Annotated in this window: 21 protein-coding genes; 16 read left to right on the top strand and 5 right to left on the bottom strand. The window is 40.5% G+C overall.

Going from position 1 to position 21,607, the window contains the following annotated elements; genetic code table 11:
* The first annotated feature begins 82 nt into the window (after positions 1-82).
* The 7 genes from thrS (at position 83) to ihfA (ending at position 7,036) form a co-directional block, all read left to right on the top strand.
* Positions 83-1,996, top strand: a complete 1,914-nt coding sequence (gene thrS / locus C727_RS0110895; RefSeq protein ID WP_017445677.1) for a threonine--tRNA ligase — start codon at positions 83-85, stop codon at positions 1,994-1,996.
* 20 nt (positions 1,997-2,016) lie between these two features.
* Positions 2,017-2,559: a translation initiation factor IF-3 gene (gene infC / locus C727_RS0110890; RefSeq protein WP_081579212.1), complete on the top strand. Its 543-nt coding sequence runs from the start codon at positions 2,017-2,019 to the stop codon at positions 2,557-2,559.
* A gap of 71 nt (positions 2,560-2,630) precedes the next feature.
* A complete protein-coding gene (gene rpmI / locus C727_RS19360; RefSeq protein ID WP_081579211.1) occupies positions 2,631-2,828 on the top strand; it encodes a 50S ribosomal protein L35 in 198 nt (65 codons plus the stop codon).
* A 14-nt stretch (positions 2,829-2,842) separates the two neighbouring features.
* Positions 2,843-3,199 (top strand): 50S ribosomal protein L20, encoded by a 357-nt coding sequence (rplT, locus tag C727_RS0110885; RefSeq protein ID WP_017445675.1) that lies wholly within the window; start codon positions 2,843-2,845, stop codon positions 3,197-3,199.
* Positions 3,200-3,344: 145 nt separating this feature from the next.
* Positions 3,345-4,325: a phenylalanine--tRNA ligase subunit alpha gene (pheS, locus tag C727_RS0110880; RefSeq protein WP_017445674.1), complete on the top strand. Its 981-nt coding sequence runs from the start codon at positions 3,345-3,347 to the stop codon at positions 4,323-4,325.
* Between the two features lie 18 nt (positions 4,326-4,343).
* On the top strand, positions 4,344-6,731 hold the full coding sequence (pheT, locus tag C727_RS0110875; RefSeq protein ID WP_017445673.1) for a phenylalanine--tRNA ligase subunit beta: 2,388 nt from the start codon (positions 4,344-4,346) through the stop codon (positions 6,729-6,731).
* Between the two features lie 2 nt (positions 6,732-6,733).
* Complete coding sequence (ihfA, locus tag C727_RS0110870) at positions 6,734-7,036, top strand: integration host factor subunit alpha (protein ID WP_017445672.1); 303 nt, start codon at positions 6,734-6,736, stop codon at positions 7,034-7,036.
* Positions 7,037-7,264: 228 nt separating this feature from the next.
* Here ihfA and gshB read toward each other — a convergent pair whose 3' ends face one another.
* Positions 7,265-8,218 (bottom strand): glutathione synthase, encoded by a 954-nt coding sequence (gshB, locus tag C727_RS0110860; RefSeq protein ID WP_017445670.1) that lies wholly within the window; start codon positions 8,216-8,218, stop codon positions 7,265-7,267.
* A gap of 99 nt (positions 8,219-8,317) precedes the next feature.
* Here gshB and C727_RS0110855 point away from each other — a divergent pair, with 99 nt between their 5' ends.
* Complete coding sequence (locus tag C727_RS0110855; RefSeq protein WP_155949218.1) at positions 8,318-9,547, top strand: hypothetical protein; 1,230 nt, start codon at positions 8,318-8,320, stop codon at positions 9,545-9,547.
* 47 nt (positions 9,548-9,594) lie between these two features.
* Positions 9,595-10,254, top strand: coding sequence for a GNAT family N-acetyltransferase (locus C727_RS0110850; protein WP_017445668.1), 660 nt, complete (start codon positions 9,595-9,597; stop codon positions 10,252-10,254).
* Positions 10,255-10,259: 5 nt separating this feature from the next.
* Here C727_RS0110850 and rimO read toward each other — a convergent pair whose 3' ends face one another.
* Positions 10,260-11,666 (bottom strand): 30S ribosomal protein S12 methylthiotransferase RimO, encoded by a 1,407-nt coding sequence (rimO, locus tag C727_RS0110845; RefSeq protein WP_017445667.1) that lies wholly within the window; start codon positions 11,664-11,666, stop codon positions 10,260-10,262.
* Positions 11,667-12,215: 549 nt separating this feature from the next.
* Between rimO and C727_RS0110840 the strand changes: the two genes are divergently transcribed.
* The 7 genes from C727_RS0110840 (at position 12,216) to tnpC (ending at position 17,703) form a co-directional block, all read left to right on the top strand.
* Complete coding sequence (locus C727_RS0110840) at positions 12,216-12,974, top strand: ABC-three component system protein (protein WP_017445666.1); 759 nt, start codon at positions 12,216-12,218, stop codon at positions 12,972-12,974.
* On the top strand, positions 12,974-13,198 hold the full coding sequence (locus C727_RS19930) for an ABC-three component system middle component 7 (RefSeq protein ID WP_017445665.1): 225 nt from the start codon (positions 12,974-12,976) through the stop codon (positions 13,196-13,198). The genes C727_RS0110840 and C727_RS19930 overlap by 1 nt, the downstream gene beginning before the upstream one ends.
* Positions 13,188-14,795: a DUF2326 domain-containing protein gene (locus C727_RS0110830; protein WP_017445664.1), complete on the top strand. Its 1,608-nt coding sequence runs from the start codon at positions 13,188-13,190 to the stop codon at positions 14,793-14,795. The genes C727_RS19930 and C727_RS0110830 overlap by 11 nt, the downstream gene beginning before the upstream one ends.
* A gap of 64 nt (positions 14,796-14,859) precedes the next feature.
* Positions 14,860-15,420: a DUF4410 domain-containing protein gene (locus C727_RS0110825; protein ID WP_017445663.1), complete on the top strand. Its 561-nt coding sequence runs from the start codon at positions 14,860-14,862 to the stop codon at positions 15,418-15,420.
* A gap of 27 nt (positions 15,421-15,447) precedes the next feature.
* Complete coding sequence (gene tnpA, locus C727_RS18410; protein ID WP_017445662.1) at positions 15,448-15,765, top strand: IS66 family insertion sequence element accessory protein TnpA; 318 nt, start codon at positions 15,448-15,450, stop codon at positions 15,763-15,765.
* Entirely contained in the window at positions 15,762-16,112 is a 351-nt protein-coding gene (gene tnpB, locus C727_RS0110815; protein ID WP_017445661.1) for an IS66 family insertion sequence element accessory protein TnpB, read from the top strand. The genes tnpA and tnpB overlap by 4 nt, the downstream gene beginning before the upstream one ends.
* 76 nt (positions 16,113-16,188) lie before the next feature.
* Complete coding sequence (gene tnpC / locus C727_RS0110810; RefSeq protein ID WP_017445660.1) at positions 16,189-17,703, top strand: IS66 family transposase; 1,515 nt, start codon at positions 16,189-16,191, stop codon at positions 17,701-17,703.
* A 450-nt stretch (positions 17,704-18,153) separates the two neighbouring features.
* Here the strand turns inward: tnpC and C727_RS0110805 are convergent, their stop codons facing one another.
* From C727_RS0110805 to xthA, 3 genes are read right to left on the bottom strand one after another with little or no spacing between them, the layout of a single operon-like run.
* Positions 18,154-19,881 carry a proline--tRNA ligase gene (locus C727_RS0110805; RefSeq protein WP_017445659.1) on the bottom strand — a complete coding sequence of 576 codons (1,728 nt, stop codon included), beginning with the start codon at positions 19,879-19,881 and terminating at the stop codon, positions 18,154-18,156.
* A gap of 18 nt (positions 19,882-19,899) precedes the next feature.
* Positions 19,900-20,535 carry an energy-coupling factor ABC transporter permease gene (locus C727_RS0110800; RefSeq protein WP_017445658.1) on the bottom strand — a complete coding sequence of 212 codons (636 nt, stop codon included), beginning with the start codon at positions 20,533-20,535 and terminating at the stop codon, positions 19,900-19,902.
* Positions 20,536-20,543: 8 nt separating this feature from the next.
* Complete coding sequence (gene xthA, locus C727_RS0110795) at positions 20,544-21,350, bottom strand: exodeoxyribonuclease III (RefSeq protein WP_017445657.1); 807 nt, start codon at positions 21,348-21,350, stop codon at positions 20,544-20,546.
* Between the last annotated feature and the right edge of the window lie 257 nt (positions 21,351-21,607).

Raw genomic sequence — 21,607 nt, 5'->3', positions numbered from 1 at the left:
AGTATGATTAGCGCCCTTAAAAAAATTTGTTTAACAACAAGTGGCACTTGGTAGGTGTCACCACTGGAAAAAAGGAAACATAATGCCTGTTATTACCCTGCCTGACGGAAGTCAAAAAGCCTTCGATGAAGCGGTTTCTGTATTGCAAGTAGCCGAGTCGATTGGTGCTGGTTTAGCCAAAGCGACCATTGCTGGCCGTGTCAATGGTGAGCGCAAAGATGCTTGTGATTTAATCAGTCAAGATGCCAATTTAGAAATTATTACCGCAAAAGATGAAGACGGCTTAGAAATTATTCGTCACTCATGTGCGCATTTATTAGGGCATGCGATAAAACAACTATTTCCTGATGTAAAAATGGCAATTGGGCCAACCATAGATAATGGTTTTTATTATGATATCGATTTAGATCACTCGTTGACGCAAGAGGATCTGGACAAGTTAGAAAAACGCATGTTACAGCTGGCTAAAACAAATTACCCAGTTGAAAAAAAGGTCGTCAGCTGGCAAGAGGCAAGAGATACTTTTGAATCTCGCGGTGAGTTTTACAAAATGCAGATTTTGGATGAAAACATCGCTAAAGATGATCAGCCTGCTTTGTATCACCACGAAGAATATATCGACATGTGTCGTGGTCCACACGTACCAAATATGAAGTTCTGTCAGCACTTTAAATTAATGAAAGTGGCAGGTGCGTACTGGCGTGGTAACTCAGACAATAAAATGTTGCAGCGTGTATACGGCACCGCATGGGCAGATAAAAAACAGTTAAAATCTTATATTAACCGATTAGCTGAAGCCGAAAAACGCGATCACCGTAAAATTGGTAAAGCGTTAGACTTATTTCACTGGCAAGAAGAAGCGCCAGGTATGGTCTTTTGGCACAACAACGGTTGGACGATTTTCCGCGCGTTAGAAGACTTTGTTCGTGAAAAATTAAAAGAATACGACTACGAAGAAGTTAAAGGTCCGCTTATGATGGACCGTGTATTATGGGAAAAATCAGGCCATTGGGACAAATACGCTGAAAACATGTTCACCACTGAAAGTGAAAAACGTGAATATGCCATTAAACCAATGAACTGCCCAGGGCATGTGCAAATTTTTAATCAGGGTCTAAAATCATACCGTGATTTACCACTCCGTATGGCTGAGTTTGGTTGTTGTCACCGTAACGAGCCTTCGGGTGCATTACATGGATTAATGCGAGTTCGTGGTTTTACTCAAGATGATGCACACATCTTTTGTACCGAAGAACAGGTACAAGCCGAGGTAAGTGATTGCATTAAAATGGTATTTGATACCTACCAAACATTTGGTTTTAAAAACATTGCCGTTAAATTATCAACACGTCCAGAAAAGCGTATTGGTGATGATGCTATGTGGGATCGCTCAGAAGCCGCACTAGCCGAAGCGTTAAAAGCGAACGACATCGACTACGAACTGCAACCGGGTGAAGGTGCGTTTTACGGTCCTAAAATCGAATTTACCTTGTTTGATTGTTTAGATAGAGCTTGGCAGTGCGGTACAGTGCAGCTAGACTTTGCATTGCCATCGCGTTTAGGCGCAAGTTATGTGTCTGAAAACAACGACCGTCAAGTGCCTGTGATGATTCACCGTGCAATTTTAGGCTCGTTAGAGCGATTTATTGGTATTTTAACCGAAGAGTATGCGGGGCATTTCCCTGTTTGGTTATCACCACAACAAGCTGTTGTAGTTAATATAACCGACAAACAGTCGGAATATTGTGCTAATATTGCAAAAAAATTAAACAAAAATGGATTTAGAGCCTTTGCTGACTTGAGAAATGAAAAAATTGGCTTTAAAATCCGCGAGCATACTTTAAAACGTATCCCATACATGTTGGTTGTGGGTGATAAAGAGTTAGAGAAGGGTCAGGTTGCTGTGCGAACCCGCAAAGGGGAAGATCTTGGCGTTATGGATTACGAAGATTTCGTCAAATTATTGCAAAGCGATACTGATACCAAACGATTATAATTTTTGTGGAGGAATGAACCATTAAAGGTGGTAGAAAAGCGCCTGATACAGGCAAAGCACGTATAAACGAAGAAATCGATGCAAAAGAAGTGCGCCTTATTGGCGTTGACGGTGAACAAGTAGGGGTGGTAAGCCTTAACGAAGCTTTAGACGCGGCCGACGCTGCTAAAGTGGACTTAGTTGAAATCAGTCCAAATGCTAATCCGCCTGTCTGCCGCGTAATGGATTATGGTAAGTTCCTTTACGAAAAAAGCAAAAGTGCCAAAGAGCAAAAGAAAAAGCAGAAACAAATTCAGGTGAAGGAAGTAAAATTCCGTCCCGGAACCGATATTGGCGACTATCAGGTAAAACTACGCAACCTGAAGCGCTTTTTAGAAGATGGCGATAAAACCAAAGTAACTATCCGCTTCCGCGGTCGTGAAATGGCTCACCAGGACATTGGTATTGATTTGATGAATCGAATCAAAGGTGATCTTTCAGATATTGCGGTTTGTGAATCATTCCCAAATCGTGTTGAAGGTCGTCAAATGATCATGGTGTTGGCGCCAAACAAGAAGCAGTAAAGGCACAAAGTAAATCCTTAGTGGTTTCGCCTTGCTGTGTGTTTATTAATTGACAATGCGGAGTAAGCTCAATGTCAAAAATCAAAAGCCATAGAGGTGCTGCAAAGCGCTTCAAAAAAACTGCTTCTGGCGGTTTTAAATGTAAGCAGTCTCACTTACGTCACATCCTGACTAAGAAGAGCTCTAAGCGTAAACGTCACTTACGTGCAAAAACTCAGGTTCATCAAAACGATGTTCAATTGATTGTACGCATGTTGCCATACGCATAAGAGGAGACTGATTCATGCCAAGAGTTAAACGTGGTGTAGTTGCTCGCGCAGCTCACAAAAAAGTATTAAAACAAGCTAAAGGTTATTATGGCGCGCGTAGTCGTGTTTATCGTGTTGCTGCTCAAGCCGTAACCAAAGCTGGTCAATATGCATACCGTGACCGTCGTCAGCGTAAGCGTCAATTCCGTCAATTATGGATTGCTCGTATCAACGCTGCTTCTCGTCAAAACGGTTTATCTTACAGCCGTTTCATCAATGGTCTGAAAAAGGCTTCTGTTGAAATCGATCGTAAGATCCTGGCAGACATTGCAGTATATGATAAAGCAACTTTCACTGCTTTAGTTGAAAAAGCAAAAGAAGCTTTAGCCTAAGTTCGGCATCGAATTTAGTTAAAAAGGGGCTTAGGCCCCTTTTTTGCGTTTATTTAGCTGAAAAATCAGGTAAAATCCCACCTATTAAGGGTCAAAAGACCAAGCATAATTCAAAAATAAGCCACAGATCTGGGGATACATCTTAATGAATTTAGATGGCATAGTTGCACAGGCGCAGGCAGCGATTAACGAAGCGCAAGATTCTGCTACGTTGGATAACATCCGCGTAGAATATTTAGGTAAAAAAGGCCTATTTACCGAGCAAATGAAAACTTTAGGCAAATTATCGCATGAAGAGCGTCCTAAAGCAGGGCAAGCGATTAACGCAGCCAAACAACAAGTCATGGCATTGTTAAACGATAAAAAACAAGCGTTTGCACAAGCCGAAATGGACAAAAAACTCGCCGAAGAAAGCATTGATATCAGTTTGCCGGGTCGTAAAAGTGACATGGGTGGGCTTCATCCAGTCACCCGTACCATTACCCGTATTGAGCAATTTTTTAGCGAGTTAGGCTTTCAGGTTAGAACAGGTCCAGAAGTAGAAGACGACTGGCATAACTTTGATGCATTAAATATCCCTGACAATCATCCAGCTCGAGCAGACCATGATACTTTTTATTTTAACCCTAAATTAGTATTGCGAACGCAAACATCGGGTGTGCAAATCAGAACCATGGAAAGCGAACAGCCGCCGTTACGAATTATCTCACCGGGGCGTGTATACCGTAATGATTACGATCAAACTCATACGCCTATGTTCCATCAGGTAGAAGGTTTGTTAGTTGACGAAAAAGCCGATTTTTCACAGCTAAAAGGTTTGTTGTATGACTTTTTACAAAACTTTTTTGAAGAAGAGTTAGAAGTACGTTTTAGACCTTCGTTTTTTCCATTTACAGAACCATCAGCCGAAGTTGACATAAAAACTAAAGATGGCAAGTGGTTAGAAGTATTAGGTTGTGGCATGGTTCACCCGAACGTTTTAAAAGCTGTGAATATAGATCCAGAAAAATACACAGGGTTTGCGTTTGGTTTAGGGGTAGAGCGACTCACTATGTTGCGCTATGGCGTGAATGACTTACGTGCATTTTTTGAAAACGACTTAAGATTTTTAAAACAGTTCAGATAAGGTTGATGGAAAAGAATTATGAAATTTAGTGAATCTTGGTTAAGAGAATGGGTTAACCCAAACATCAGCCGTGCTGAACTGGTTGAGCAAATTACCATGGCCGGCTTAGAGGTTGATGAAGTAACACCAGCTGCGGCCGAATTTAGCGGCGTATTGGTAGGTCATGTTGTTGAATGTGGGCCGCACCCTGACGCCGAAAAATTACAAGTAACTAAAATCGATGTGGGCGCTGATGAACTGTTAGATATTGTTTGTGGTGCTAAAAACTGTCGTCAAGGCTTAAAAGTAGCGGTTGCCACTGTGGGTGCCGTTTTGCCTGGCAATTTTAAAATTAAAAAAGCTAAATTACGTGGTGTGGCCTCGTTTGGCATGTTGTGCTCCGAAGCGGAACTGGGCATGTTAGATGAAGCACCTGGTATTATGGAATTGCCAGAAGACGCTAAAGTAGGCACAGATGTGCGCGAATTGTTGCAACTTGATGATGCCTGCATCGAAGTAGATTTAACACCTAACCGAGCCGACTGCTTAAGCATTGCTGGTTTAGCGCGTGAAGTTGGGGTATTAAATAATACTGATGTTAAAGCCGTGCAAGTGGCTCCTGTTGCTGCCAGTATCGATGACAGCCCAGAAGTTGAGTTATTAGCCCCAGACGCTTGCGCAAAATACGCCGGTCGTATTATAAAAGGTATAAACATCAAGGCTAAAAGCCCGCTTTGGTTAGTTGAAAAGTTACGCCGTAGCGGCATCCGTTCGATTGATCCTGTGGTTGATGTCACTAACTTTGTGATGTTAGAGCTGGGCCAACCCATGCATGCGTTTGATTTAGCTAAAGTTGAGCAAAAAATTTGTGTTCGCTACGCTAATGAAAATGAAAAACTGACTTTGTTAGACGGCCAAGAAGTGAACTTAAGCACAGATACCTTAGTGATTGCCGATGCTAACAAAGCACTCGCACTTGCTGGGGTATTTGGAGGTAAAGATTCGGGTGTTGGTTCACAAACTCAGGATATTTTATTAGAAAGTGCGTTTTTCTCGCCAGACTATATGATGGGGAAAGCACGTCAGTATGGTTTACACACCGACTCTTCTCATCGTTTTGAACGCGGCGTAGATGCCAGCATTCAAATACAAGCAATCGAACGCGCGAGCCAATTAATTATCGAAATTTGTGGTGGTGAAGCAGGCCCCGTCACGCTTAAAGAGCAAGCCGAAAAACTACCAGCTGAGCGCCAATTAACGTTGCGAAAAGAAAAGCTTGATGCTCGAATCGGAGTTAACTTTGCAATTGATCAAGTGACCGAAATGCTCGCGCGTTTAGGTTTAAAGCCGCAACAAAACGAGCAAGGCTGGACAGTCATAGTGCCAGATTATCGCTTCGACATTGCGATAGAAGTCGACTTAATCGAAGAAGTTGCCCGAATTTATGGTTATAACAACATTCCTAATGTAGCCCCAGTTGGCGCATTAAAAATGGCCGCTCACTCCGAACAAAAAATCAGCTTAAATAGTGTCAAACACCAACTTGCGGCTTTAGGTTATCAAGAAGCTATTACTTACTCGTTTGTTGACCCTAAAGCGCAAAAAGCCCTGCACCCAGATATTGATGCGTTAATTTTACCGCATCCTATTTCGGCGGATATGTCGGCGATGCGCGTTTCGCACTTAACGGGGTTGTTAAATAGTGTGATTTATAACGTCAACCGTCAGCAAAATAGAGTGCGTTTATTTGAATCAGGTTTAAAATTTATTCCTGATAACACCGCTGAAAACGGAATCCGCCAGACAAATGTATTAAGCGGAGTGATCACTGGACTAAAACATGGTGAGCACTGGTCGTTAGATAAAACACCAGTCGATTTTTATGATTTAAAGGGTGATGTAGAGCAAGTTTTAGCTAAAATTGACCTTAGTGCGAGTTATGAGTTTAAAATTCAATCGCATACGGCCTTGCATCCTGGCCAATCTGCTGCTATTTATAAAAACAATGAATATTTAGGCTTTATTGGCGCTGTTCATCCACAAGCAGCAAAAGATATTGGCTTAAAAACAAAAGCTTTCGTTTTTGAGTTAAATATCGATGTGCTGTTAAATAAGCAGATGATTCAAGCTAAACCAGTGTCTAAATTTCCATCAAATAGAAGAGATTTAGCCTTTATAGTTGATAAGCAGACGGAACTGGGTACAATTTTAAAAGAAATTGAAAACCTAGGTGCAAATCAATTAGTTGAGTTGAATTTATTTGATGTGTATCAGGGAGAAGGCATTCAAGATGATAAAAAGAGCTTTGCAGTTTCTTTAATTATTCAGGATGTTGATAAAACTTTAGAAGAAAAAGAGATCTCAGCAATAACTGATAAAATTATTGCTCAATTAGAAAGTAAATTTGCAGCGACTTTGAGAGACTAAGCATGGCACTGACTAAAGCCGAAATAGCAGAACACTTATTCGAACAACTGGGTGTAAACAAAAAAGATTCAAAAGAAATTGTTGAGTTATTTTTTGAAGAAATACGAGCAGCCCTTGAAAATGGCGAACAAGTTAAATTATCTGGATTTGGTAACTTTGACATTCGTGATAAAAGCGAGCGTCCGGGGCGTAACCCAAAAACAGGTGAAGATATTCCTATTACGGCTCGTCGGGTTGTGACTTTTAAACCCGGGCAAAAATTAAAAGCTCGGGTCGAAGAAGCCGATTTACCCAAACCAGAGTAGTCGATTTTTCCAAATCTTAAAATTATTTGGTAGGTTAGCACCGCCGCAGGCGTTGCTAACAAATCGCAGAAAAAGCCTGTGTTTGATTGACGTAGGTTAGCACCGCCGCAGGCGTTGCTAACAAACCGCAGAAAAAGCCCGTGTTTAATTGACGTGGGTTAGCACCGCCGCAGGCGACGCTAACAATACGCAGACAAAACTGGCCTAGCAAACACACACTCCCCCAATTTATGCCTTTACGCGTTTTTCGATTGCATCAAATAAACGGGCACAAATATTAATGCCATACGCGGCTTCAATCTCGCGAATACAGGTTGGGCTGGTTACGTTAATTTCGGTTAATTTATCCCCAATTACATCTAACCCAACAAAAATTAACCCTTTTTCTTTCACAACAGGGCCGATTTTACGGGCAATTTCAAAATCTGATTCTGACAATGGACGGGCTTCACCTCGGCCACCAGCGGCTAAATTACCACGGGTTTCTCCATCGCTTGGAATACGAGCCAAACAATATTCAACCGGTTCACCATCCACTAATAATATACGTTTATCACCTTGCTTAATCTCTGGGATATACACTTGAGCCATTGCATAGCGACTTTCGTGCTCAGTAAGGGTTTCGATCACCACACCAACATTGGCGTCATCTTCTTTTAATCTAAAAATCGACGCACCGCCCATGCCATCCAGCGGTTTTAAAATGACGTCTTTGTGCTTTTTATGAAACGCTTTTAATTTTTCTTTGCTTCGAGTCACTAAGGTTTCTGGGGTAAACTCGCTAAACCAAGCGGTATATAATTTTTCGTTTGCATCGCGTAGACTTTGAGGTTTATTTACAATTAAGCAGCCTTCATCTTCGGCGCGCTGAAGTAAATAAGTCGCATAAATATACTCAGTATCAAAGGGGGGATCTTTGCGCATTAACACAGCGTCTAAGTCTGAAAGAGGCACTTCTTGAATATCTTCTGACAGCTCAAACCAGTTTTTGGGATCTTCTACTACAGATAATTTTCGGATATTGGCAAAGGTGCGCCCTTGTTGCAAAAACAGGTCTTGCATTTCTAAGTAGTAGATTTCGTAGCCGCGTCGCTGCGCCTCTAATAACATTGCAAACGTTGAATCTTTATGAATTTTGATATTTGCAATGGGGTCCATGACCACACCAAGTTTTAAGCTCATAGGATATTCTCTAAGTTCAATAGTTAAGTTTCGGTTATATGGTTGGCTTTTATTAAATCAACCGCTAACATGTTAAAAAATGACCAAATGAGCCATTTTATGCAGCAGACATCATTACCTTTAGATCCGCCTTCGAACAGAGCGCCAGATAGTGACGCTAAACAAACCTTGGCTGAGCAAAACAAGGCCAATTTAAACAGCAAGATTCAAGCAGATGCTCACGCAGACTTGCACCTAGACACTAAAACAAAACCTGAGCAACCTCGGGTTGTGCCCAAAAATAGTGTCGGCAAAAGCACTGTAGCGAAACAAAAGCGTCTATTCAGGGTTTATTTAAACCTGGTTTGGCAGCGTTTTGCTTGGGTTGACGCCATATTGCTGCTAATGCTCAGTATTATAGTGTATTTACTCATTAGCGGTGATCAAAAGGCCAGTGAGAATGCAAACTATATGTTGGCCAGTGAAAGCTTTAAAAGTTTATTATTAACCAGCCAAATCGACATTCAAGATCCCAACACACCACTTGCTCATATTCAGCCCAAATTACATCAAATTAAACAACAACTTGAGCCTATGTTATCTCATCCGTTAGCACAAGCTAATTTAACCGAGCCGGTTTTAAGGTTTTCGAATCTGCTTGCAAATGGACAAAACTGGTTAGCCGACGAAAATCGTTTATTAGACCTCCGAGCGCAACATCAATCCCTGGTGCAAACCATTATTTTTGTTAAAAACCAGCTAAAATCATCGTTAGAAGAGCCCATTAGGCGTTTTCAAACGTATCAAAACGAAACAAATATGGCCTCGCTAACAGCGAACGCTAATCGAACGGATTTGTTTAATGCACTCAATTTTGGGCAAGGGTTAGCTAAGTTTGAAGCCTTGCAAACCACGGCTGATATAAACTTAGCGCAAAGTGAGTTAATTTTAAATGCGGCTAGCCAAGAGCAATTGACTGAAATTTCATCAAAACCTGAGTTAATGAGCAAATTTTTGGCGCAGTTAAACGATTTTAACGATATACCTACGAAAAAAGCGTTAAAGGTTTGGTTAGATAGTGACGCGACTCAAGCGGTTTTAAATCAAGCTGAGTTAACTCGGTTAATGTCTGCCATGTTAGCGGCACAAGCTGATTATCAAAAAACACGATCGCGCATTCGTCAGTTATTGAATGAAATGCAGAAGTCTGAGCAGTTTTTAAGCCGACATATCATGCAAAAAATCAGTGCAAATCAAGCGCCATACACAGCGTATTATTTGCTTCTAATCGCCGTTCTGTTGTTAATCATCAATCGCTACTGGCGTAAATTAGACTTGCAAAAACTTTAAAGTGTTCGATTATTTAATATTAACGCTAAATAAATTAAGGACTACGTATGCCGGATATGCCTGCTAACTTAACCGCCGCTTATTTATCGGCCGAGGATATGAATATCGCCAGCTCACTCTTGTATTTAGCGTATCAAGACGATCCTTTTTTTAAACATTGTTTTAATGAAAAAGAAGACGGTTATGATGCTCGCTTGCGGGCGGCGATCCGAGAAGAACTGTTAGTTTATTTTGATAAAAAACAACCAATTGTTGGCATTTATGACGGAGAACATCACCCCATAGCTATTGCTTGTGTCACGCTACCCAACGCTGGATTTGGTGAAAACAGACCTTGGCATTGGCGTTTAAAAATGATGTTAACCACAGGTTTTGTCTCTACTCGAAATATGATGAATAAAGATGCATTAGTTCGCCAATCTGTGCCCGCAAGCCATTATCATTTGATCTCTTTTGTTGCGGTTCATCCAAATTATCAAAAACAAGGATTAGGTCAGTTTTTATTATCAGCAATAGACTCAGTGGTCAACGAAACAGAAAACAGCGAAGGGGTGGCCGTATTAGCCACGGTTGAAAAATATAAAACCTTTTTTGAACAAGCAAATTATCGTTTTATAAAACAAATTAGAGTTGATCAAGTGGTTGGCGATCTTATGTTTAAAACCGCCAATAAGATGGATGAAAACAAACAAGATTTAAATGGCTGAGCCCTTTATGCGATCGGTTCAGCCCACAAATCATATTCGTCTGATGCAATAATTTTAGCCTTTACTAAATCGCCCGGTTTTAAGTCGATGCAATCGTTTAAATACACCATGCCGTCAATTTCGGGTGCATCGGCAAAACAACGTCCAATTGCACCTTCTTCGTCGACTTCGTCAATTAAAATTTGATAAGTTTTACCAACACGCTGGGCAAGGCGCTTTTCGCTAATAGCCTGCTGTACTTGCATAAACCTGTGATAACGTTCTTCTTTAACCGCTTCGCTCACCGGATCTGGCAGTTCGTTAGCTACCGCACCTTCGACGTCCGAATATTTAAAACAGCCGACCCGATCTAACTGAGCCGCTTCTAAAAATGCTAATAATTCTTCAAACTCGGCGTCTGTTTCACCCGGAAAGCCAACAATAAAGGTTGAACGTATCACTAACTCAGGACAAATCTCACGCCATTTATGAATTCGCTCAAGGGTTTTGTCCACATTGCCGGGTCGCTTCATTAATTTAAGAATGCGTTTATTGGCATGTTGAAATGGAATATCCAAGTAGGGCAATAAGGCACCTTGCGCCATAAGTGGCACAATTTTATCAACGTGTGGGTAGGGGTATACATAATGCAAACGCGCCCAAATGCCTAATTGGCTTAACTGCTTACACAGAGATTCAAAACCCGCTTTAATGGGCATACCATCAACAAATTCGGTGCGATTTTTTAAATCGACACCATAAGCGGAAGTATCTTGCGAAATAACCAACAACTCTTTTACACCGGCTGCTTTTAAGCGATTAGCTTCGCTTAATACGTCGGCAATTGGTCGTGAGACTAAATCACCACGCATCGATGGAATAATGCAAAAGGTACATCTGTGGTTACAGCCTTCAGATATTTTTAAATAAGCATAATGCTTGGGAGTTAGTTTGACCCCTGTATCTGGTACCAACTGAGTATAGGGATCATGTTCAGGTTTTGGTAAAACCTGATGAACTTGCTGCATGACGTTTTCGTACGCGTGCGGGCCTGTGATACCCAGTACATTTGGGTGAACTTCTCGGATCTCGTCTTCTTTTGCACCTAAACAACCTGTCACCAAAACTTTGCCGTTTTCGGCCAAAGCTTCGCCGATAGTGTCTAACGACTCTTGCACTGCTGAGTCAATAAAACCACAGGTGTTTACAATCACCAGTCCAGCGTCTTCATAACTTGGCACAACTTGATAGCCTTCGCTGCGCAGCTGAGTCAAAATGCGTTCAGAGTCGACCAGATTTTTTGGACAGCCCAAACTAACAAAACCAACTTTGTTACTTTTTGGCGCTTGTTTTGCGCCAAGATCGCTGCGCAAAACTTTTTCTGCGGTTTCTAAACTGGTTGTTTGAGAAGGGTCAAATTGCGAGACTGTCATGCTACACCTGATTAAAAAATTCACCTTGGATTAAGGCGCGCAAGTATAGCGTACTTTACGCCAGCTAAAAATAGTTAAGCGTTGATAAGTGCAACATGGGCATTATGGGTTTTAATTAACTATGTTTAGATTGTGTTGACCGTATTTTATTGCCAAACAGAAAGTTAATAGAGCCGGCACTCACTGGCTGAAATTTTTAAAGCAATAAAGGCTTTAACAAAAAAGCCCAAAGGGTTGGGTTAGACATTGCTGTGCATATTAAAAATAAAGTTGCAAAAAACGACTCATTTGGCTTAAATTAAAACTTATTAAGCGAACAAACGCGCTAAAAATGGATTGATGAAATGCAAACAACAAGGAAATCGCCTACCATGCCAGCTCAGCTTAAAAAAGCAAATTCCTATAGCATAAATCAAACCAGCCGCATCCAATTATACCGGTTGTGCCGTTTGCCCGTTTAACAAGGTGTTCATCCACAGTCAGTGTGTATGAATACTAAAGTGTCATAACTTTTGCGGAGGTTCTACATAATATGAAAGTGGTTCAAGGATGAGTAATCCAAGAAAGAAATATTCTGATGCGCAAAATGTGGCCTTGCTTTCACAGGTTAGTCGAGTGTGCCCCTTATGTGCTGAGCCTCTTTTCTATAAAAAGAGTGGCAAAAGCTTCAAAAACTATGAGCTGGCACATATATACCCATTAAACCCCACTAAAAAAGAAAAGCAACTATTGCAGGACGAAGAACTTCTAAGTGATGACGTAAACGACGAAAACAACATCATACCTTTGTGCGAGATCTGTCATGGGAAGTTTGATAAGCCTAGAACTGTCGAGGAGTATCGAACATTACTTGGACATAAGAAGAAGCTCATTGATCGTAGTGGCCAAGAAGCGATTTGGAAAAGATATACGATTGAAGATGAAATAAGTCAGATCATAGAAGCCATATACGATGATCCGGAACTAGAAAATGATGCTGAAATTGATTTCAAACCCAGAGAAGTCGATGAGAAGCTAGACTCTACTATGTCAAGGCCAACCAAAGTAAAAATCAAAGGTAACGTTAGAGAGTACTTCATATTTATCAGAAGAAAATTCTCAGAGCTAGACAACGTCAATTCTGATTTTTCTGAAATTATATCACTGCAGATCAAGACATACTATTTAAAACAAAAAAATATGGGGGTTGATCAGCAAACCATATTTGAAAATATAGTTTCGTGGATTTATGCAAAAACAAAACCAAAAACTAATGATGCAGCAGAAATTATGGCCTCGTTCTTCATCCAAAATTGCGAGGTTTTTTAATGTCCTTTCCTAGTAAGTTTACAAGTTTTGACAACTCGATTTTAGCTAAGATTAGCTTTTTGATTCTGGAAGAAGTTGAGGTGATTTCTTTGTCAGACCTGATCCATGATCGATTAGATAAATTTGAAGATATTAGTGAGTTTATGTTGGCGCTTGATGTGCTATTTGTATTAGGGAAGATCGAATTGGAAGAGGATGAAGGAGTTATTAGATATGTTAATTGAAATTCGTTGTGATAAGTTCAGGGAGAGGACTATCAAGTTTCACTCAGGCCTGAATGTTGTGTTAGGCGACAGTGTCGCCACGAATTCGATTGGCAAGTCAACGCTGCTTATGGTCCTCGACTTCGTGTATGGTGGGGAGTCATTTCTAGACCATAATAAAGATGTTGTCGATGAGCTCGGCCATCATGATTATTTTTTTGCTTTCCAGTGTGGAAAGGAGTGGGTTCACTTTAGAAGGGGAACGCATACCCCAGACTTAGTATATAAGTGCGATGATAAGTATGCTGAAGTGAAACCCATTAGTATCGAGGAATACACAGCCTTTCTAAAGGCGTCTTATTCGCTGGGAGATATCGAGCTTTCTTTCCGATCAATTGTATCTCTTTTCTCCAGAGTATGGGGGAAAGAAAATCTTGATGTAAAGCACCCTCTCCATAGTTTTAAAGGTCAGAAACCCTCCGATTGTGTAACGAATACAATTAAGCTCTTTAAAAAATACGAGCCGATAAAAATTCTGTCGGAAACTGTAAAAGACAGAAATGACCAAAAGACTACGATTAGTAAAGCAGCTAAAACTGGATTAATTTCTAAAACAACTAAGAAGAAGTACAAGGAAAACGTTAATAGAATTAATGCTATAGATTCTGAGATTAAGGAAATTAAAAATAATCTAAAGAAATATGCCGTCAATATTTCAGAAATAGCGAACAGAGAGGTTATGGAGTTAAAAATTGAGAAAGATCGGCTTCTAGAAGAGAAACTTAGATTAGATAGTAGACTGCTTCGAGTGAGAAATGATATAAACCAAAATAAAGCGATAAAAAGTAAGCACTTAGAACCCCTGGTAAAATACTTCCCCGATGTAAATACTACCAAGCTCGAAGAAGTTGAGTCATTTCACTCAAGTATTACCAAAATACTAAGAAAGGAGTTGAGGAGTAGCGAGGCTGAATTAGATTTACTATTATCTTCAATAAGTGAAGAAATCGATTTAATCGACAAGAAAATTGCTGCCTCATTGGCAGAGTTGGATAATCCAAATGTCGTTATTGATAGAGTTTATGAGTTGTCGCAAGACCATTCCGTGGCCAGTAAAGAAATAGAGTATTTCGAGATGGACACCCAGGTTAAAGCGGATTTAAAGGAATCAAAAGAACTTCTTGCTGCCGAGAAGATTAGAATCTTGGAGTTGATCGAAGATATACTCAATGACAAAAATAGAAGAAATGTCACGGAGATATATAGCGAGGAAAGGAGGAGTCCTAAACTTAATCTTGGTCAAAATAGCTACACTTTCGAACTGGTAGAAGATACTGGAACAGGCAAGGCTTATTCAAATTTAATACTGCTTGACTTGGCTTTTTTGGAGGTTACTGCGTTACCTTTCTTGGTTCATGATTCAGTATTGTTTAAGAATATCCAGAATGATGCTGTCGCTAAGCTAATTGCTTTGTATGAGTCCACAGGAAAGCAAACGTTTATCGCGATTGATGAAGTCGAAAAATATGGTGATGTGGCAGAAAAGAAATTGAAAGAGAAAAAGGTCATTCAACTTGATAATAATAATGTCTTGTATATCAAGGATTGGAGGAAGTGATCGGCAGTTATAACAAGTTGTTGCACGCGGATAGGTTTAGCTGTTCAAGAAAACTTAGAGTTCAATGAAAAATTTTATTTGTATAATTTTTGTGTGCCTTATTATTGGGTGTGCTGCAAATGTTAAGCAATCGGTCAAAACGTCAAACATTCAGCAAGGCACTATGCCTAATAGTATAACGTTAGATATAGCCATCTCTGGAACAATCACCAAAAGCAAGGATTTATCGAAAAGTATAGATGAACTTAATAAATTAATTGCGGTTGAATACAAAGGTAACTTAATACCTAACGGTGCACCTGATCAGGCTGATATTTTAGTGGAAATAATTGTGGAACATTTTCGTTATGTTTCAGGTTTTGGTCGTTTTATGGCAGGTGTAATGGTTGGAGATGCAGAATTAAAGTTAAGCATAAAACTTATAGACCTTGCCACTAACCAAATAGTAAGTGAGTCCCAATTAGATACTCGCTCACAATTTAAAGAAGGTATCTTTGGCGCAACGACCTCAAGACAGTTAGAAGCAATGTCTAAAGAAATAGTTAGCATGGTCAATACAAGCACAAAGAAGGTAAGCGTCCGGCAAACTACACATTTTAATCAGTTTACAATCCAACTAATCTAATCGCTCAATTTATTTTGGAGATTAGATATGCCACGACGTACTCGTGAACAATGGTTTGAACTGATTCAGGCACAACAAAATAGTGACTTATCCGTTGCTGAATTTGCCCGTCAGCACCGGATTAATGTTCAAAACTTTTATGCCAGACGCAGTGATTTTAAGCGGGATGGTTTATTAAATCATCAGCATGAATCTGCTTTTGTTCAAGTCACCACGCTGGCAACAGAGGTTCAGCGACCTTCCGGAGATATGCTGATTCTAACCATGGGTGAAGCTCAATTGCACCTGCCTGAAAATATTAACGCACAATGGCTCGGTCAGTTGATGCAGGCTGTTAACACATGAAGATGTTTGTTGAACCCGGTGCAATTTACCTGCACCGTCCAGTCGTTGATTTTCGAAAATCCATTAATGGCCTTGCCAATATAGTCGTTGCTGAAATGGCACTGAATGTTATGAGTGGTGCTTTATTTATCTTCTGCAACAAAGGTAAAGATAAACTTAAAATCCTTTACTGGGATAACACCGGCTTTGCACTTTGGTACAAAAAATTAGAAAAAGACAAGTTCAAATGGCCCAATGCTGAGCATGAAAATCAACTCGTTTTATCTGAGCAGCAACTAAACTGGCTGCTCGATGGCTTTGATATTGTCGGTCATAAAACTCTGAATTTAGCAAGCTTGAGCTTATAACTTTAGATCATACCTGATCAGCTTTTAATCTGAATATTATGCAGATAAACAGACAGTTACTAGGTAAAATAACCTTATGACTGAGCTAGAAATTCAACAACAAAAACGTATCCAAGCGCTTGAAAGCAAGTTACTTGAGCAGCAAGAAGCGCTTGAAAAAGCAAAAGCTCGAAATACGTATTTAGAAGAACAATTCAAATTAGCGCAACAAAAACAATTCGGCCAATCGGCTGAAGGCCACCCTGCGCAAGGCGACTTATTTAACGAAGCAGAAGAGGTTGCAGAGTTAGAAAACGCTTTAGAATCAGAAACTCAAACCGTCACTTATACCCGTAAAAAAGCCAAACGAACTCAACTACCTGCTGATTTACCACGCGAAGTGATTGTTCACGACATTGAAGATAAAAGCTGTGACTGTTGCGGTGGCAAACTACATAAAATGGGCGAAGATAAATCGGAAAAGCTCGAGTTTATTCCAGCGCAAATCAAAGTCATTGAACATGTTCGGCCAAAATACAGCTGCCGAGCTTGTGAAAATCACGCTGCGCAAGTCAAAATTAAACAAGCCCCGATGCCAGCGAGCCCAATTCCTAAGGGCATTGCCACACCGAGTCTATTAAGCCAAGTCATTACCAGTAAATATCAATATGCACTACCACTTTACCGGCAAGAAACCATGTTTAAACAACATGGTATAGAAATCAGTCGGCAAACCATGTCTGATTGGATAATAAAATGTGCCAGTTTATTTAAACCGCTGTATGACAAATTGCATCAAATCTTACTTGAGCAAAGCGTGATTCAGGCCGACGAAACCACAGTTAATGTGGTGAGTGATGACAAACTAAAATCCTATATGTGGCTTTATTGCACAGGCACAGATACGCCTATTGTAAATAACCCATTGAGAAATATTGTTTTATATGAATATCAAGCCAGTCGCGGTGGCAGTTGTCCGGTTAATTTCTTGCAAGATTATACTGGTTACTTACAAGTGGATGGCTATCAAGGTTACGAACAAACGAAAGCGACATTAGCGGGTTGCTGGGCGCATGCCAGACGTAAGTTCATTGAAGCAGAAAAAGCTCAGCCCAAAGGCAAAACCGGTAAAGCGAATTGGGCACTGAACCATATCCAAAAGCTGTATCGGGTTGAAACCAAAATCAAAGATAAAACAGCAGACGAAAAACAGGCTATCAGGCAAAAAGAGTCGGTGCCACTACTCGAGCAATATAAAGCTTGGCTGGAAAAGTCATTACTCAATACTTTACCAAAATCCAAATTAGGTGAAGCACTAAACTACAGTTTAAATCAATGGGAGAAATTAATTCGGTATATTGATGATGGGCATTTATCCATTGATAATAATCGAGCTGAACGGGCAATTAAACCCTTTGTGGTTGGTCGCAAAAATTGGCTGTTTAGCCAAACAAAAAGTGGTGCCAACGCTAGCGCCATTCTCTACAGTATGATTGAAACAGCAAAGGCCAACGGATTAATACCTTACGATTATATTAGCTACTGTTTAACCCAAATCTGCAAACCGGATTGCCAAATCCATGATTTACTACCTTGGAATATCAAAAGCTAGGTGTGGTTTAGCCGACGGTTACCAAAGAAGAGCTAACAAACGCATAAGCTCTCTGCGCTCGCTAGGGACAAAAACACCTAGGCTTTCTTCGCTTCGCTCGGTATTGTAGCCTACGTATTTTTGCCCCTTGAGCGGGCGTTGAACTAAGCCGCTGCGCGGAGTCGTAAATCTCACCATTTGAGCCACACTTACCTATGGATTATCAAGATACTATCGGGAGCGCGGAAAGTTTACCTATAGACGATATTCAGATGGATTGTATGTGTCGGTTATTTCATGCTTAGCTCTAACGTGTCTACGGAGCATAAATGGTCAGAGAAGCAGGTTGGGGCACTTTGTCGCGGTTTGGTCATGGGGGATTTTGGACGACCTTTCGAATTCATTAAGCACTATCTGCAAACCACAACAAAACCCGCCATTAAAACGGCGAGCTTTGTTGTATAGAACCATTTACTTGCTTTCAAGTTGCTGTTTAACAAACTCAATTGCTTCATCAATGGCTAAGCTGATTTTTTCTCCGGTTTGGCGGTTTTTAAACTCAACTAACCCTTCGTCCAGATTACGCTCACCAATCACAATCACGTTTGGTACTCCAATTAATTCCATGTCGTTAAACATAACACCAGGGCGCTCTTTACGATCATCAAACAATACATCTATGCCGGCCGCTTTGGCACTTTCATATAATTTGTTGGCAACGTCAGGAATGCGATGCGATTTGTGCATGTTCATAGGCAAAATAACCAGCTCAAATGGCGCGATAGCCGCTGGCCATTTAATGCCGAATTTATCGTGGTTTTGTTCGATTGCTGCGGCAACAATGCGTGATACACCAACGCCATAACATCCCATGGTTAGCGTTTCGTGTTTGCCTGATTCAGTCAATACACCGGCTTTCATGGCTTCGCTGTATTTGGTGCCTAATTGGAAAATATGGCCCACTTCTATACCGCGTTTTATGATCAGCTTTCCGTTGCCACATGGGCTAGGGTCGCCTTCAACTACATTTCTAATATCAACCACTTGGTAGTTTGTAACATCACGATCCCAGTTGATGCCTGAGTAGTGCTGGCCGTCTTCATTTGCACCAGCCACAAAATCAGCTAATACTGCAGCACTGCGATCAACATACACAGGGATCGATAAACTAACTGGGCCAAGCGAGCCAGGGTGTGCACCTATGGTTTTAAAAATATCTTCGTCGCTGGCCATTTCTAATGGCTCGGCCACTAGATCAATTTTTTCCGCTTTAACTTCGTTTAATTCATGGTCGCCGCGTACAATTAATGCCACTAACCCTTGTTTACCATTTTCGTCTTCAACACCTTTTACAATCAGTGTTTTAACACTGTTGTTGGGAGCAACTTGGTACTGCTCAGCTAAATCGGCGATAGTTTTGGCGTTGGGTGTGGCAAATTTTGTTAGCTCAGCCGTTGGCTCTGGACGAGTTTCGCTTGGGGCTAACGCTTCGGCTTTTTCAATATTTGCCGCATAATCGCTTTGATCGCTAAATACAATTGCATCTTCACCACTGTCTGCTAGCACGTGAAATTCGTGCGAGGTGCTGCCACCAATAGAGCCTGTATCGGCTAATACTGGACGATAGTCTAAACCTAAGCGATCAAAAATATTACAGTAAGCTTGATGCATTTTTTGATAGGTTTTTTCTAAACACTCATCTGATAAGTGAAATGAATAGGCGTCTTTCATTAAAAACTCGCGCGCACGCATCACACCAAATCTTGGGCGAACTTCGTCACGGAACTTTGTTTGCACTTGGTACAAATTAATTGGCAGTTGTTTGTAGCTACTAATTTCTTTGCGGACTAATTCGGTGATCACTTCTTCGTGGGTAGGGCCTAATAAAAAAGGGCGTTCGTGACGGTCTTTAATACGTAGAAGTTCAGGCCCAAATTTATCCCAACGTCCTGACTCTTCCCATAAATCAGCAGGTTGAACAACCGGCATTAACACTTCAATAGCACCTGCTTTATTCATTTCTTCACGTACTATCGTTTCTACTTTACGCAATACTTTAAGCCCGCTCGGAAGCCAGGTGTACAAACCCGAAGCTAATTTCCGGATCATGCCAGCACGTAACATCAACTGGTGGCTGATAATTTCGGCATCTGATGGCGTTTCTTTTAACGTAGAAAGTAAATATTCTGTTGTCCGCATTGGATTGATTTTCCTAAATTATTTATCGTCCAGATATTGGCTGTCGTAAAAGGTGCGAACCCAAGTAGGTTTATAAACAATGCCTAAAGTGGTTGCCATGCCATTTAACAGCGCTTCTGGAAAAGCTAATAATACAAATAATATCAAATAGTTGTCATATACGGTTGACCAATCGTAAGGGCCAAGCGTACTAAAATACAGTGATAACGAGAGCATTTTGCAGCCGATTGAGAGTGCACCAGCTAAAAACCCACATACAAAAACATAAACCAAAAAATGTCTCGGTAAGCGGTAAAAGCTAAGCACGTACACTAAGTAGCTGCTTAAAACAGGGATACACACGCCACAAATAAAATGCACTCCAAGTTCAGACCATGCATATTGCCCTAAAGCCGAGTTAATAAGCAAGGCTAAAAGGCCACTAAAAATCGCTAATCTAGGGCCTAAAAATAAAGTGCAGGCAGTGAGCCCCAAAAAGTGAACATATAAACCATCATGAATGCTGGTTTGAATTGACCATAAAAAGGTAAGAAAAGCACTAAAACCAAACATTAAATGCTGGCGACTTTTGTCATATAAAAGCAAGCTAAGCTCTTTTTTGTCAAAACTTAAATACAAGAGCCCAGCCGCTATTAATATGCTCACTAAAACCATTTGTAAACCTATTTAAATTGCGTCCAAATTGGCGCGTGATCAGAGGGTTTTTCTATCCCTCTAAGTTCATAATCAATATCACTTTCACTGACGCGTTCAGCCAAAGGTGGAGTTGCTAAGATTAAGTCTATTCGTAAACCTCGGTTGTCGTTAAATCCTTTTGAACGATAGTCAAACCAGCTATATTTATCATCTGTATTTGGACTAAGTTGACGATAGGTGTCAGTTAACCCCCAATCGAGCAGTTTGTTCAACCAATCACGTTCTTCCGGTAAAAACGAGCACTTACCAGTTCGTAACCAGCGTTTTGCGTTTTGCTCACCAATGCCAATATCTAAGTCTGTATGCGAGATGTTCATATCACCAATAATGGCAATAGAGTCTTGTGGGCTGTAGTGGCTTTCCAATTCAGTCATTAAATCTTGATAGAACTTTTCTTTAGCGGGAAATTTAACTGGATGATCTCGGTTTTCACCTTGTGGAAAGTAAGCATTAAATACAGTGACAGGCTGTCCATTATGATCTTCGTAGGTGCCTATTATCATGCGGCGCTGCGCATCTTCAGGATCGGTTTTATAGCCTTTTTGAATATAGATAGGGGCTTTTTTAGACATTAATGCGACACCATAGTGTGCTTTTTGGCCATGAAACTCAACATGGTAGCCCATTTCATTAATGGCTTCTAATGGAAACGCATCATCATGTACTTTGATTTCTTGCAAACCAATCACATCGGGTTGATGTTTTTCAATAAGCGCTTGCAATTGGTGAAGACGGGCACGCAGGCCGTTAATATTAAAAGAGACAATTTTCATATAAATAAGTATTGGCAAGTTGCGATAGATGAGCGCAAGTTTAAGGATTTGTCTGCCAATACGCAAACCCAGCAAAGCTAAGTATTTATTAAAAAGTTCAATTTATTTAAAAATTTTTCTTGAAAAGCATAAAAGCAGCCCTACATACAGGACAACGCTGTTGAATACGAAAGGGTCCAGCGACGAGTTTTTTTTAATGTAGCTATTGAAATAGCGAATAAAGACCACATTAAAAAAGCAGGTTTTTTGTTTCAATT

Source organism: Gayadomonas joobiniege G7 (assembly GCF_000300815.1).
Classification (GTDB): domain Bacteria; phylum Pseudomonadota; class Gammaproteobacteria; order Enterobacterales; family Alteromonadaceae; genus Catenovulum; species Catenovulum joobiniege.
Note: the sequence above shows the minus strand (reverse complement) of the source record. Positions and strands in the feature narration are given on the sequence as shown.